13 protein-coding genes are annotated in these 14,422 nt (G+C 64.1%); 10 read left to right on the top strand and 3 right to left on the bottom strand.

The features are described from left to right. Positions 1 to 55 precede the first annotated feature (55 nt). Positions 56 to 811, top strand: coding sequence for an isochorismatase family protein (locus tag ACJJV2_RS12935; RefSeq protein WP_405281466.1), 756 nt, complete (start codon positions 56 to 58; stop codon positions 809 to 811). Positions 812 to 1,068: 257 nt separating this feature from the next. Here ACJJV2_RS12935 and ACJJV2_RS12930 read toward each other — a convergent pair whose 3' ends face one another. Together ACJJV2_RS12930 and pyk are read right to left on the bottom strand one after the other, a co-directional pair. After that, a complete protein-coding gene (locus tag ACJJV2_RS12930) occupies positions 1,069 to 1,542 on the bottom strand; it encodes a methylglyoxal synthase (protein WP_054555025.1) in 474 nt (157 codons plus the stop codon). 79 nt (positions 1,543 to 1,621) lie between these two features. Then, a complete protein-coding gene (pyk, locus tag ACJJV2_RS12925; RefSeq protein ID WP_043331933.1) occupies positions 1,622 to 3,091 on the bottom strand; it encodes a pyruvate kinase in 1,470 nt (489 codons plus the stop codon). Positions 3,092 to 3,875: 784 nt separating this feature from the next. Between pyk and topA the strand changes: the two genes are divergently transcribed. From topA to ACJJV2_RS12910, 3 genes are all read left to right on the top strand, one after another. Then, entirely contained in the window at positions 3,876 to 6,518 is a 2,643-nt protein-coding gene (gene topA, locus ACJJV2_RS12920; protein ID WP_107335351.1) for a type I DNA topoisomerase, read from the top strand. Continuing rightward, on the top strand, positions 6,518 to 6,997 hold the full coding sequence (locus ACJJV2_RS12915) for a DUF6586 family protein (protein WP_153635242.1): 480 nt from the start codon (positions 6,518 to 6,520) through the stop codon (positions 6,995 to 6,997). The genes topA and ACJJV2_RS12915 overlap by 1 nt, the downstream gene beginning before the upstream one ends. Before the next feature lie 252 nt (positions 6,998 to 7,249). Beyond that, positions 7,250 to 7,489 carry a hypothetical protein gene (locus ACJJV2_RS12910; protein ID WP_052384340.1) on the top strand — a complete coding sequence of 80 codons (240 nt, stop codon included), beginning with the start codon at positions 7,250 to 7,252 and terminating at the stop codon, positions 7,487 to 7,489. A gap of 117 nt (positions 7,490 to 7,606) precedes the next feature. Here ACJJV2_RS12910 and lexA read toward each other — a convergent pair whose 3' ends face one another. Next, positions 7,607 to 8,236 carry a transcriptional repressor LexA gene (lexA, locus tag ACJJV2_RS12905; RefSeq protein ID WP_043332079.1) on the bottom strand — a complete coding sequence of 210 codons (630 nt, stop codon included), beginning with the start codon at positions 8,234 to 8,236 and terminating at the stop codon, positions 7,607 to 7,609. Positions 8,237 to 8,803: 567 nt separating this feature from the next. Between lexA and ACJJV2_RS12900 the strand changes: the two genes are divergently transcribed. From ACJJV2_RS12900 to ACJJV2_RS12875, 6 genes are all read left to right on the top strand, one after another. Further along, positions 8,804 to 9,481: a TetR/AcrR family transcriptional regulator gene (locus ACJJV2_RS12900; protein ID WP_339926531.1), complete on the top strand. Its 678-nt coding sequence runs from the start codon at positions 8,804 to 8,806 to the stop codon at positions 9,479 to 9,481. After that, on the top strand, positions 9,481 to 10,023 hold the full coding sequence (locus tag ACJJV2_RS12895) for a L,D-transpeptidase family protein (protein WP_405281458.1): 543 nt from the start codon (positions 9,481 to 9,483) through the stop codon (positions 10,021 to 10,023). The genes ACJJV2_RS12900 and ACJJV2_RS12895 overlap by 1 nt, the downstream gene beginning before the upstream one ends. A 259-nt stretch (positions 10,024 to 10,282) precedes the next feature. Beyond that, positions 10,283 to 11,437, top strand: a complete 1,155-nt coding sequence (gene nagZ / locus ACJJV2_RS12890) for a beta-N-acetylhexosaminidase (RefSeq protein ID WP_405281455.1) — start codon at positions 10,283 to 10,285, stop codon at positions 11,435 to 11,437. Between the two features lie 48 nt (positions 11,438 to 11,485). Continuing rightward, positions 11,486 to 12,832 carry a mechanosensitive ion channel family protein gene (locus tag ACJJV2_RS12885; protein WP_405281452.1) on the top strand — a complete coding sequence of 449 codons (1,347 nt, stop codon included), beginning with the start codon at positions 11,486 to 11,488 and terminating at the stop codon, positions 12,830 to 12,832. Continuing rightward, positions 12,813 to 13,394 (top strand): hypoxanthine-guanine phosphoribosyltransferase, encoded by a 582-nt coding sequence (locus tag ACJJV2_RS12880; protein WP_043331927.1) that lies wholly within the window; start codon positions 12,813 to 12,815, stop codon positions 13,392 to 13,394. The genes ACJJV2_RS12885 and ACJJV2_RS12880 overlap by 20 nt, the downstream gene beginning before the upstream one ends. Positions 13,395 to 13,616: 222 nt before the next feature. After that, positions 13,617 to 14,354, top strand: coding sequence for an S-methyl-5'-thioinosine phosphorylase (locus ACJJV2_RS12875; RefSeq protein ID WP_405281449.1), 738 nt, complete (start codon positions 13,617 to 13,619; stop codon positions 14,352 to 14,354). The last annotated feature ends 68 nt before the right edge of the window (positions 14,355 to 14,422 follow it).

Genomic DNA, 14,422 nt, shown 5'->3' with positions numbered 1-14,422 from the left:
TACATCAGAGACGCAGGACGCCGCGACTTCATCCGATGTCGCGGCGTCCTGCGTGGTGCAACGCATTCCTGCCGCTCCCGCCGAGTGGAAGACCCCCGGCGAGCTTGATGCCCGCCTGCCGGTGCGGCCGGCCGTGGTGCCGGTCTCGCTGCCGACGGCCGGGCTGATCATCGTCGATGAGATCAACGGCTTCTGTCAGGTCGCAGGCGGTGCGCTGGCGCCTCAGACGCCCAATGCCCAGGTCAGCAGGATGATCGCCCTCAGCGATACGCTGGCGCGGGCCTTCAGTGAGCGCAGACGCCCCTTGCTGGCCTTCATTGATTCCCATGCGCCGGGCAAGCCGGAGCCGCCTTATCCCGCCCATTGTGAGCAGGGCAGCGGCGAGGATGAGCTGGTGGTGGAACTTGCCTGGCTGGAAGAGGAGCCGCAGGCCACGCTGGTGCGCAAGGACTGCATCAATGGCTATGTCGGCGCGATTGATCCCCATACCCAGGTCAATGCGCTGCAGGAGTGGGTGAGCGACGAAGGGCTGGAAACCCTGGTCGTGGTAGGCATCTGCACCGATATCTGCGTGATGGACCTGGTATTGACGTTGCTGTCGGCGCGCAATCACGGCCTGCTGGGCAAGGTGCGTGACATCGTGGTGCTGGAGCCCGGCTGTGCCACCTACGACCTGCCGGCCGAAGTGGTTGAGCAGCTGGGGCTCCCCGATACGGCGACGCATCCCCAGGCAGACAGTCATCACATCGGACTTTACTGCATGGCGGCGCGTGGTGCGGTGATCGCCAGTCAGCTTGAGCTGACGTCTTGAGCAGATGTCGTGAGCTGCTGTCATGGATTGAGCTGCGTCTCTCGTAGCGTCGCCGGAGAGAGGGGTAGACGATTAGAGAGTAATTGAAGAGAGAGGAAGAGCAGGGGTGGTGGCAGGAAGGCAGAAATTTCGCCACATGCCGTACAGGCAATACTGCCCGTCTGCGCAAAAGGTAGTTTGATTACAACATCTGGCCATGAAAACGCCGCCTCTCTTGCGAGCAGGCGGCGTTTTCATGGGGCGACAGCCAGCGTCATTCAGGCGCGGGTGCTGACCCAGTCGTTGGCGTCCGGCACGGCCACTTCGACTTCCTCGGAGATCAACTTCGAGTGGAAGAGGAAGTCCGCGCTGGCCGCATTGCTGGCGACCGGCACGTTCCACAATGCCGCCAGGCGCAGCAGCGCCTTGACGTCAGGATCGTGCGGCATCGGCGCGAACGGATCCCACAGGAAGACCAGCAGGTCCAGATTGCCTTCGGCGATGCGCGCGCCGATCTGCTGATCACCGCCCAGCGGGCCGCTCAGCAAGCCCTCGACCTCGAGGCCCAGCTCCTTGCTGATGCGGCGGGCTGTGGTGCCCGTGCCCAGTAGCTGGTGGCGGGACAGCTCATCGCGCCAGCGATTGGCCCACGCCAGCATTTCATCCTTCTTGCCATCGTGCGCCACCAGCGCAATGCGCTTGCGTGCTGGCAGGGTGCGCCGTGCCTGGCGCTTGGGTCGTTGTTCGCTCATTCCCTGACCTCCTGAGGATGGGGCAATGTCGCTGGCCTCCCGCCCTGAAAGGCCCGGGGCGGGAGGCCAGCGAGGCCGATCAGTCGATGGTGCTGCCGACAGTGACGATCTTCATGGTGTTGGTGCCGCCATGTGCGTTCATCTGGTCGCCACGGGTCAGGATCACCAGGTCACCGCGAGTCGCGATGCCACGGGCTTCCAGTTCCGCGATGGCGCGGCGGTTGATTTCCGCCGCCGGCAATTCGCTGGAATCGAAGGGCAGTGACACCACACCACGGTAGAGCGCCATGCGACGCTGGGTCTTCTGGTCCTGCGCCAGGCCGACGATGGGCAGACCGGAGCGGATGCGCGAGGCGATCAGCGGGGTATAGCCGGATTCCGTCATGCACACGATGGCCACGACACCGGTCAGGTGGTTGGCGGCATACATCGCGGACAGCGCGATGGTCTCGTCGGTCTTGCTGAAGCCTTCGTGGATGCGGTGCTGGGATTCCTGCGCGGCACGCTCACGTTCGGCGCCCAGGCAGACGCGATCCATGGTCTCGATGGTCTCGACCGGGAAGTCGCCGGCGGCGGTCTCGGCCGACAGCATCACGGCGTCGGTGCCGTCGAGCACGGCATTGGCGACGTCGAAGACTTCGGCGCGGGTCGGCAGCGGCGCGCTGATCATGGATTCCATCATCTGGGTGGCCGTGATGACCACGCGGTTGAGGCTGCGCGCGCGGCGGATCATGCGCTTCTGCACGCCGATCAGCTGAGCATCGCCAATCTCGACGCCCAGATCGCCACGCGCCACCATCACGCCTTCACTGGCGAGGATGATGCCATCCAGCACGGCGTCGTCGGCCACGGCTTCGGCGCGCTCGACCTTGGCGATCAGGCCGATGTCACGACCTTCCTCGCCCAGCAGCTCACGGGCCAGCTGCATGTCGGCGCCGCTGCGCGGGAAGGACACGGCCAGATAGTCGACGCCGATATCGATGGCGGTCTTCAGGTCAGCCTTGTCCTTGTCGGTCAGGGCTTCGGCAGACAGGCCGCCGCCTTGCTTGTTGATGCCCTTGTTGTTGGACAGCTTGCCGCCGACCTTGACGGTGGTGTGGATCTCGTTGCCCTTGAGCTCATTGACCTCAAGCACCACACGGCCATCGTCGAGCAGCAGCACGTCGCCCGCGACCACGTCATCGGCCAGTTCCTGGTAGTCACAGCCGACACGCTCGACGGTACCTTCATCACGGCCCAGGCCGATATCGAGGATGAACGGCTGGCCTTCGCTCAGCTTGACGGCGGTATCCTTGAAGCGCGCGATGCGGATCTTCGGACCCTGCAGGTCGCCCAGCACGGCGACGCTGCGGCCCTGGGCGGCGGCAGCCTGACGTACGGCCTCGGCGCGCATGCGGTGATCTTCGGGGCTACCGTGGGAGAAGTTGAGGCGTACCACATCGACTCCGGCACGAATCATCGCGTCGAGCACACCCGGCTTGTCACTGGCAGGGCCGAGAGTGGCGACAATCTTGGTGCGGCGGATCGGGCCGTTGAACGCGTGCGGCATGAAAGCATACTCCTTGAACACTGGCGTGATGGACTGGCTGAAAACGCAAACCAGGTTGTTGTCATTTTACTACATTGAAGGCTGAAAGGGAGCCTGTCGAGTATCGTCGGCTGTCGTTGTCCATTCTCGTGATCACGATCGGGACTGCAAGGGGTGACGTGAAGTATGCCGAGCGATTGTTGCGAATACGTTGTCGCGGGTACGCGGACGTCTGCTGGGGCGTCAGGGTATGCCGCGCTGCGCCATGCGGGCGCGGCCCGTCATTTCGACGCCTGACGGCCAGGCGTCGCATGCTCTCTGCGGCAGCGTCGTGGTGACCGCCCCGTCACGCCAATGTCCGCCGGCTGGCTTTCACTGACAGCCATTCCAGTGCTACCTATATAGTGGCAATACCCTGCTGAGCGAGATTTCGTTCTTCGGCCCAGCGCAGACCCTGTACCGGCCCCATGTATCGGCCCCGTGTATCGGGCCCGTTGACCGCTGTCATGCGCTGATGACCTATGCTCAAACCCGGCTTGAATGCCGGATTGCCACGACCACATGCCTGACGGCTGTCGATGTCATTCGGCGCAAGCAGCACGCTGACATGGCGGGTGGCATGGCATGTCTCGAGGTTGTCGCAGAGGCGACCTGTCGAGCCGCCCTGACGAGGCGTCAGTCTCAACATTGCTGGTCAGCGCTGAAATGCTGGGGTAGGGTAGGCGCATTTTTCGGCTGGGACAAAACCCAGCGCGACGAGTCATTCGCCGGCGCAATCAGCGCCGGCCAGGAGATGCGAGCAACCATGGGCAAGTCACTGGTGATCGTCGAGTCGCCCGCCAAGGCCAAGACCATCAACAAGTATCTCGGCAACGACTTCGTGGTGAAGTCGAGTGTCGGGCACATCCGCGACCTGCCGACCAGCGGAAGCGGCAAGCAGGCCACCGACCCCAAGGAACGTGCCCGTCAGGCGGCGGAGACTCGCAAGATGTCGCCCGAGGTCAAGGCGGCTCACAAGGCGCAGAAGGCCAAGACCCAGTTGATCCGCCGCATGGGGGTCGACCCGGAGAATGGCTGGGAGGCGCATTACGAGATCCTGCCCGGCAAGGAAAAGGTCGTTTCCGAGCTGACGCGTCTGGCCGAGAAAGCCGACACCATCTATCTCGCGACGGATCTGGACCGCGAAGGTGAGGCGATTGCCTGGCACCTGCGCGAGACCATCGGTGGCGACGATTCGCGTTACAAGCGCGTGGTGTTCAACGAGATCACCAAGAAGGCGATCACGGCGGCCTTCGATGAGCCGGGCGAACTGAAGATGGACCGCGTGCATGCCCAGCAGGCACGCCGCTATCTGGATCGCGTCGTCGGCTTCATGGTCTCGCCGCTGCTGTGGGCCAAGGTCGCTCGTGGTCTGTCCGCTGGGCGAGTGCAGTCGGTTGCCGTGCGTCTGATCGTCGAGCGTGAGCGCGAGATTCGCGCCTTCATCCCCGAAGAGTTCTGGGATGTCCACGCTGAGCTGGCCGCCGCCAGTGGTGAAGCGATCCGTTTCGAGCTGGCGCGTCAGGATGGCAAGGCCTTCCGTCCGACCAGCGAGAAGGAGACGATGGATCGCATCGCGGCGCTGCGCACGGCCAAGCTCGCGATCACCAATCGTGAAGACAAGCCGACGCGCTCCAAGCCGAACGCGCCGTTCATCACCTCGACCCTGCAGCAGGCGGCCAGTGGTCGTCTCGGCTTCTCGGTCAAGAAGACCATGATGATGGCCCAGCGTCTCTACGAGGCGGGTTACATCACCTACATGCGTACCGATTCGACCAATCTGTCGGCGGACGCGGTGGCTACGGCACGCGACTTCATCAGCGAAGAATACGGCAGCAACTACCTGCCGGAAGCGGCCAACGTCTACTCCAGCAAGGAAGGCGCCCAGGAAGCGCACGAAGCGATTCGTCCTTCCGAAGTGTCGCGCCGCGCCACCGATCTCGCCGGCATGGAGCGTGACGCCGAGCGCCTGTATGAGCTGATCTGGCGTCAGTTCGTGGCCTGTCAGATGCTGCCGGCCGAATACCTGTCCTCCACGCTGACCATCGAAGTGGATGGCTACGAGCTGCGCGCCAAGGGCCGTGTGCTCAAGTTCGACGGCTACACGCGTGTCATGAAGCCGATGGGCAAGAAGGAAGAGGACCAGTCGCTGCCGGACCTCGCCATCGGCGAGAAGCTGGACCTGGTCGAGCTGCAGCCGCTGCAGCACTTCACCAAGCCCACGGCGCGTTACACCGAGGCCAGTCTGGTCAAGGAGCTGGAGAAGCGCGGTATCGGTCGTCCGTCCACCTATGCCGCCATCATCTCCACCATCCAGGACCGTGGCTACGTGGCGCTGGAAAACCGTCGCTTCTATGCCGAGAAGCTGGGCGACATCGTCACCGATCGCCTCAGCGAGTCCTTCAAGGACCTGATGGACTTCGGCTTCACGGCGCGCATGGAAGACTATCTCGATGAGGTGGCCAACGGCGGACGCAACTGGCGCGAGCTGCTGGACACCTTCTACGCCGAGTTCAAGGCCGAGCTGGACCACGCCCAGTCCGAAGAGGGCATGCGTCCCAACCAGCCGGTGCCGACGGACATCGCCTGCCCGACCTGTGGACGTGAGATGCAGATCCGTACCGCCTCGACCGGGGTCTTCCTGGGCTGTTCCGGCTACAACCTGCCGCCCAAGGAGCGCTGCAAGACCACCATCGATCTGCTGCCGGGCGATGAAGCCGTGGCGGCCGATGCCGGTGAAGATGCCGAGACGGATGCGCTGCGCGCCAAGCGTCGCTGCCCGATCTGCGCCACCGCGATGGACAGCTACCTGATCGATGAGCAGCGCAAGCTGCACGTCTGCGGCAATAGCCCGGACTGTGTCGGTCACGAGGTCGAGGAAGGTCAGTTCCGCATCAAGGGCTACGATGGCCCGGTGATCGAGTGCGACAAGTGCGGTTCCGACATGCAGCTCAAGACCGGGCGTTTCGGCAAGTACTTCGGCTGCACCAACGAGAATTGCAAGAACACCCGCAAGCTGCTCAAGTCCGGTGAAGTGGCGCCGCCGAAGATGGACCCGATTCCGATGCCGGAACTTGCCTGCGTCAAGGTCGAGGACCACTACGTGCTGCGCGATGGCGCCAGTGGCCTGTTCCTGGCGGCCAGTCAGTTCCCCAAGAATCGCGAGACGCGTCCGCCGCTGGTCAAGGAGCTCAAGGCGCACGCCGACGAGCTGCCGGAGAAGTATCACTTCATTCTCGAGGCCCCGGATCAGGACCCGGACGGACGTCCGGCGCAGATTCGCTTCTCGCGCAAGGTCAAGGCTCAGTACGTCATGACCGATGAGGAAGGCAAGGCGACCGGTTGGAAAGCGACCTACGACAACGGTCGCTGGGTCGTCGAGGACAAGCGCAAGGGAGCCAAGAGCTGATGAGCCAGCGTGCCCGTACCAATCAGCTGCTGTATCAGGCCGAGTTGCTGCTGGCCCAGTCAGCAGCCTCTGGCGACGATGAGCATGCCGTGGCGCGTCGCATGGCCGGTGAAGAGGGCGCGCTCGCCCTGCTGGAGCTGGCGCTGGCGTCATTGCTGGAAGAGTGTGCCGTGACGGCGCGCTGGCCAGAGGGTAGCTGGCGCGAGCGCCTGGCGTCGCCGCCGACGCCCATCGCCGAGGTCGAGCAGCTGCGCAGCCTGCTGGAGCATTCCGACAGCTGGTTGTCTGAGCTGGTCGCGGATGTGACCCGCCTGCATGAAGAGGGCGGCGTCGCTCGCCGCGAGGAATCGCGTTCGCGTGGTGATGGTCTGATCATCGCGGCAGCCTCGAGCGCCTCGCTGGCCGAGCGTCTCAGTGCCGCCATCACGGCATTCAAGGCGCTGCTGCCGCAGCTGCGCGAGTCGAGTGTCGAGTGGTAGGTCAAGGCGTTGATCTGGTGCTGCACGCTGGTGATGACTGGCGCATGGCAATCGGGTGACGTTTCGCCTTCACGGGTGCTAGACTGATCGCATTGTGGCAAGCCCTGCATTCTCCGGTACGACCATGGCTCTGGCTGTGGTCGTACTTTTTTCTGCGTCGCTGATGGCAACGCGGTGCCGGGCTTGCCAGCCGTCGCGCTGACGATTACAACGACGCCGGTATCTCGCGAGATGCCGTGCAGGAGGAATGACGTGTCCGATCCCGCCGTACTTGAAATTGTGCAAATGGAAGATGGTGAAGTGATTCTGCGCGCCGCGGAAAGCGAAGGTGAGCCGCTGCTCAGCATTCGCATTTCGGACGAGGCCGCTGATCTGCTGCGTGACAATCGTTTCGAGGTCGCGCGTGAGATGATCGACCACGCCATCACCCGGACTCGCCTCTGGGATGGTGAAGAAGACGAGGACGAGCAGTCAGAAGGCATCGTGCACTGATTCATCGCTCGCGCTTCGCGCACAAAAAAACCCGCCTCGAGGCGGGTTTTTTTGTGCAATGCGTGCGGCTTTTCTGCTGCTCAGAACTCTGCGAGAAAAGCGCTGCTGGTCAAGGCCTCAGTGCAGGCCGCCATCGCGGATGACGCCCACCCCGAGACCCTCGATCTCCAGGCTGTCCGTGCGCAGGTCGACCTTGATCGGCGAGAAGTCCTCGTTCTCGGCTTCCAGCCACACGTAATGCCCGTCACGGCGGAAGCGCTTGACGGTGACCTCATCCCCCAGACGTGCCACCACGATCTGGCCGTCACGCACGCTGCTGGTGCGGTGCACGGCCAGCAGGTCGCCTTCCAGAATTCCCACGTCCTTCATCGACACGCCGCGCACGCGCAACAGGTAGTCGGCAGCCGGCGAGAAGTAGTCGCTCGGCAGCGGGCAGTGACGGTCGATATGCTCGCTGGCAAGAATCGGACTGCCGGCGGCCACTTCCCCGATCACCGGCAGACCATCGTTGGCGCTGTCGTCGACGTCAGCCAGCGACGGCACGCGAATGCCACGTGAGGTGCCCGGCACCATCTCGATGGCGCCCTTGCGCTTGAGGGCACGCAGATGCTCCTCGGCGGCATTCGGCGAGCGGAAGCCCAGCGCCTGGGCGATTTCGGCCCGCGTCGGTGGGTAGCCAGAGGACTTGATGGTCTTGATGATGAAGTCGAAGACATCCTGCTGGCGCGGAGTAAGCGGCTGGGTCATGGCATTGCCTTTGGCCTGGGCGGCATCTTGAGCTGACGGCACGGGGTGTGCATCCATACAACTGTCATTGTATCCAGTCATGGCGGTCATGCAAGGCATCGTGGCTTGCGTGGTGGCCTCAAAGGGCAGGTAGTCGTCGAGATATCGCTGTCTGGCGACTTTTCGTGCCGATATCCGAGGCACTCTTTCTTGAAGGGAATGCCTGGAAGGGAATGCCTGGAAGTGAATGCCTGGAAGTGAATGCCTGGAGATGAACCCGGCCTGGCTCTGGCGTGGGTGGTCAGTCACCGAGCATGACGAGCCCTTGAATCGGCTCGGTCAGCGTTGAGGGAATATCAGGCTTGGCTAAACCTCTGGTGTTTGAAACGCGAGAGAATTGTCAGTCATGGCATGGCGCGCTAGAATCAAGGTGTTTCAAACGAATGTTCGCCGATGGTAGTGCTCACGGGTGCCATGATCGAACGCGCCTTGCGGTGAACCTGCACCACCTCATGAGAGAGTCGCCGCGCGGGGCTTGCGCCGTGACCTACGACTCCAGTCCTTTTCTACCTGACAAGGGTTCCGCCCATGGCCCAGACCGATACCGTTACCCGCATCCTCGATACTGCCGAGGTGCTGTTCGCCGAGCGCGGCTTCGCCGAGACCTCACTGCGCAACATCACCAGCAAGGCCAAGGTCAATCTGGCGGCGGTGAACTACCACTTCGGCTCCAAGAAATCGCTGATCCAGGCGGTCTTCGCGCGCTATCTCGACCCTTTCAGTGAGCGTTTCCACGCGGCACTCGACAGCATCGAGCAGCAATACGCCGGGCGTCAGGTGCCGCTGGAGGTCCTGCTGGAGGTGATGGCGCGTACCGTGCTGGAGGTGCCGGCCGAGCGCAACAGTCTGCGTACCTTCATGCGCCTGCTCGGGCTGGCCTATACCCAGGGTCAGGGCCACATGCGGCGCTATATCCGTGAGCATTACGGCACGGTCTTCAGCCGCTTCGCCGAGCTTCTGAAGCTGGCGACGCCTGATCTGCCGGACAACGAGCGCTTCTGGCGTCTGCACTTCATGCTCGGCAGCGTGATCTTTACCTTCTCGGGCCTGGATGCGCTGCGCGATATCGAGGAGGCCGAGTACGGCCATCACACCACGGTGCGCGAGCTGATCCAGCACATGCGTCCGGTGGTGGTCGCGGCGATGGCAGCGCCGCTGCCTGCCTCGCTCGGGGATGGTGAGGCGGTCACCCAGGCGGCCAGCTGATGGCCTGCTGGGTAGCGGTGGATCTCTCGCGCCAGAGGCTTGAGATACGCAATGACATGCCGAGTGGCAGTCGTGATGCGCCGCCCCCCGCGGCTGACCCTGACGCGCTGGTGCACGCCTGCGCGATCTCCAGCGGCCTCAACGGTATCGGCGAGCTCGACGGCAGCGGTTGCACGCCAACCGGCTGGCATGTGATTCGTGCCGCCATCGGGGCGGGCAATCCGCGTGGCGCCGTCTATCGCGGCCGGCGCTTCACGGGCGAGGTGTTCACGCCCGAGCTTGCCTTAGAGCATCCTGAGCGTGACTGGATCCTGACGCGCATTCTGTGGCTCAGCGGCCGCGAGCCCGGCGTCAATCGTGGTCGCAATGCCCGCGGCGAGCGGGTCGATAGCCTGCGCCGCTACATCTATTTTCATGGCACGCCCAGCACTGAGCCCATGGGGGTAGCGGCGTCCCACGGCTGCATTCGCTTGCGTGATGACGATCTGCTGCGACTCTTTGCCGAGGCTGTGCCCGACACTCCGGTGCTGCTGCATGCCTGAAGGCGTTGGTGTCCGAGTCTGATACCCTCCATGAGCTGTTACCGGAATCTACGTGACAGCCCCTTGCCGAGGCGCAGCTGGCCGCGACTGTTCGATAGGGGTTCAGTCGGCTAGAATTGCGCCTTTCCTCGCGCTGGCAGCCTGATTCATCACGTTTCTTCCAGGCTGCCGAGCCCCGTAAAAGACATGAAGTCCTGGCGGTCGTGATTCCTCTCTTCACGGGACATCACTGCCGCAGGCCATGGACAGGAAGGATGACATGACACAGCCGCTGGGCTCCGTAATGGTCGATGTTGCGGGGCTGACCCTCGCCCGCGACGAACGTGAACTGCTGGCACGCCCTGCCGTCGGGGGCGTCATCCTGTTTGCGCGCAATTGCGCCTCTCCCGAGCAGGTGCTGGAGCTGAGCCGCGAGATTCGCAGCGTCAATCCCCACCTGCTGATCGCCATCGATCAGGAAGGCGGGCGCGTCCAGCGTCTGCGCGAGGGCGTGACACGCCTGCCAACGATGCGCAGCCTGGCACAGTGCTGCCTCGGGCGTGACTGTGATGGCTGCGGCGAAGACGCCCAGGCCGCAGGCCTGGGTCTGGCACGCGATGCCGGCTGGCTGCTGGGCATGGAAATGGCAGCCATCGGCTGTGATATCACCTTTGCGCCGGTACTGGATATCGATGTGGCGGGCTCGACCATCATTGGCGATCGCAGCTTCGGCGCCACGCCGGAAGACGTCATCGCGGTGGGCGGCGCTTTCATCGACGGGTTGCAGGAGGCGGGCATGTCCGCCGTCGGCAAGCATTACCCGGGGCATGGTGGCATCTCGGCAGATACCCATCTGGAGCGCGTGGTCGACCCGCGGCCGTTCCGCGAGCTGCGCGAGCATGACCTCAAGCCCTTCGCGGCCCTCGCCGAGCGTCTGGGCGGCGTGATGCCGGCGCATGTGATCTATCCGGATTTCGATGCACGTCCCGCGGGCTTCTCGCCCAGCTGGTTGGGCCTGCTGCGCGAAGAGTTCGGCTTCAAGGGCGCCATCTTCTCCGATGATCTCGGCATGGCGGCGGCTGTCGCGGAAGGTGGTCCGGCAGAGCGTGCGCGCCTGGCGCTGGACGCCGGCTGCGACATGGCGCTGGTCTGCAATGACCCGGCCGCCGCGCGCGAAGTGCTCGACAGCCTCGATGACGATGAGCAGCGCCACCGTGGCAAGCGCCAGGCGCGGCTGCGCTATGCGCGAGCTCGCCCGACGCTGGATGGCCTGGTGGGGCTGGCACGCTGGCGGCGCACCCACGCGCGGCTCGAATCGATGGCGGCCAGTCAGGCATCACGGCAGGCTGACATGCCCTCGGGCACGCTAGGCGCTGCCGAGGCGCCTGAGGCGTCTGACGCACGGTCGGCCTCTGAGTCCGGTAGCGCGCAATAATCAGGCACGCGGTGCCTCTTTCGAGTCGAAGACTGGCAAGGAATACCCATGGCTGAGCAATCCGCCACCGAGGCTGCTGCCGACAAGCTGGCAGCGCCTGCCGAAGAGATGATCAATCAATGGGTCGAGCCGCTGCGCCACTGGGTCGAGCAGACCTTTGGTCTGCCGCTGTGGGGCATCAATCTCGCTCTGCTGCTGCTGGCGGTGCTGTTGCTGCACCTCATCGAGCGAGTGGTGCTCAGCCGCCTGGCGACGCATGCCGAGAAGAGTCGCAACCTGTGGGATGACGCCCTGGTGCATGGCCTGCGTCATCCCTTGTCATTCTGGCTCTACAGCATGGGGGTGTTGCTGGCGCTCGGCATCATCGCCGGCCAGTTCAGCCTCGGCGGGGCCGAGAAGTATCTGGGCACGGCGCGCCAGATCGTGACCCTGCTGGCGCTGGCCTGGGCGTTGATTCGCATGGTCAAGCGCTTCGAGGCGCTGCGCACCATGCCGCCGCCCGGCACCAATGTCAACGCGATGGATGCCACCACGGCCTCGGCGATCAGCAAGCTGCTGCGGGCGGTCGTGGTCGTGCTGGTGGGGCTGGCCATCCTGCAGAATCTCGGCGTCTCGCTGTCCGGGGTGCTGGCCTTCGGGGGTGTCGGCGGTATCGCGGTCGGCTTTGCGGCGCGGGATCTGCTGGCCAACTTCTTCGGCGCCCTGATGATCCATCTCGACCGGCCTTTCAAGGTCGGCGACTGGATCCGCTCACCGGACCGCGAGATCGAGGGCACCGTCGAGGATATCGGTTGGCGCCTGACGCGCATCCGCACCTTCGACATGCGGCCCCTCTACGTGCCGAACGCCATCTTCACCAGCATCTCGGTGGAGAATCCGTCGCGTATGTACAATCGCCGCATCTTCGAGACCGTGGGGCTGCGCTATGAGGATGCCGCCCAGGTCGGCCCCATCGTTGCCGCGGTACGCGAGATGCTGGAAGGCCATGACGAGATCGATCAGACGCGCACCCAGATCGTCAACTTCACCACCTACGGTGAGCATTCGCTGAACTTCTTCGTCTATGTCTTCACGCGCACCACCGACTGGGTGAAGTACCACGCGATCAAGCAGGATGTCCTGCTCAGGGTGCACGACATCATCCGTGAGCATGATGCCCAGGTGGCGCTGCCGGGCCAGCGTCTGCATTTTGCCGATGTACTGTCCTTCGAAGGACGCCACCATGAACACGACGCCGAGGCTGAGAATGCCGCGGCGTCATCAGACACGCAGACGCGCGGGTCCCGCCGCCGTTCTGATTCAACCGCCGCTGCTACATCCTCCTCTGCGCCCGTCCGGCGTGGAGATGAGGCCAGTGACACCCAGGAAACTCCCGATGCTGACTCCGACGCCTGAGACCCTCACCGCCCTGCATGACGAAATGCGTGAGGTGATGGACAACGCCGATTGCCTGATCCCGCAAGCTGACCTTGAAGTGGCACTCGACCGCATGGCCGTTGAGCTGACGGAACGCCTCGGCGATCGCATGCCGATCTTCTATTGCGTGATGAACGGCGGCCTGATCACCGCCGGCCAGCTGCTGACCCGCCTCGACTTCCCGCTGGAAGTCGATTATCTGCACGCCACTCGCTACCGTGGCGCGATGCGCGGCGGTGAGCTGTTCTGGCGCGTCAACCCGGAGCTGCCGATGGCCGGTCGCGACGTGGTGATCGTCGATGACATTCTCGATGAGGGTGGCACCCTGGCCGCGATTCTCGAGTACTGCCGTGAAGCCGGTGCGCGCAGCGTGTCCAGCTGTGTGCTGGTCGACAAGAAGCATGACCGCAAGGCCTATCCGGGCTTCAAGGCCGATTTCTGTGGTCTCGACGTCGAAGACCGCTTCCTGTTCGGCTTCGGCATGGACTACAAGGGCTACTGGCGTAACGCGCCGGGCATCTACGCGCCCAAAGGTCTGTAAGATTTGCTGGATGGCAGCCGCCATCCCGCGATATGACACTCGTTCACCACCCGCCCGGGCAACCGCGGCGGGTGGTGTCGTTTTCGGGGTCTTTTCTGTTCTCCTGGCGCAGAGCGTGACGATTGTGCTTGTCGTCGTCGGTCGGCTCGGAGTAGCGTTCGCTGAGGATCGGAGTGTCCGGTCTCGGGAGATTCCTGCACATGGGTGGCAAGGAGGCGGGCAATGCTGGCGGTGATCGGTGGGACGGGGTTCGGCAGTTGGTCAGGCATGGAAGTGCTCAAGCGCGGTGGGCAGGAAACACCCCTAGGGGCGGCCACCTGTGGTGTCGTGGAGGGGCGTTTGAATGGGCAGTCGCTGCTGTTTCTGGCCCGTCATGGCCAACCGCACAAGGTGCCGCCGCATCGCATCAACTATCGCGCCAATCTATGGGCGCTCAAGCAGGCTGGTGCGACTCATGTGGTGGGAGTCAACTGTGTGTCCGGCATCGACCCGACGCTGGCCCCGGGCACGCTGGTGGTGCCGGACCAGCTGATCGATTACACCACCGGCCGCGAGGGTTCGTTCTTCGATGGGCGTTTCAAGCCGTTCCAGCATGTGTCGTTCGCCTGGCCGTATCACCGGGTCTGGCGTGAGGAGCTGCATGCGGCGGCGGCCGAGGCGGGGCTGCCCCTCACGGCCGGTGGGGTGCTGGGCGTGGTGCAGGGGCCGCGGCTGGAGACTGCCGCCGAGATCCGCCTGATGGCGCGCGATGGCAATACGCTGGTCGGCATGACGGGCATGCCCGAGGCCGTGCTGGCCCGCGAGCTCGAGATGGAATACGCCAGCCTGTGTCTGGTGATCAGTCATGCCGCGGGCGTCGGCGAAGAGGAGCCGACCCGCGCGGGCACGGAATCCGTGATCGAGGCCGGCATGCCCAGGGTGCAGCGCTTGTTGGCGACGCTGTTGGCGCGCCATGCCTGAGCTGCCTGACTTCAGGAGGGGAGTGGGGGATGCGGTGGTGTAGGTAGGGTAGGGCGTGTAAAGGGTGT

The organism is Cobetia sp. Ld8 (assembly GCF_045066615.1).
GTDB classification, from domain to species: Bacteria; Pseudomonadota; Gammaproteobacteria; order Pseudomonadales; family Halomonadaceae; genus Cobetia; species Cobetia amphilecti.
Note: the sequence above shows the minus strand (reverse complement) of the source record. Positions and strands in the feature narration are given on the sequence as shown.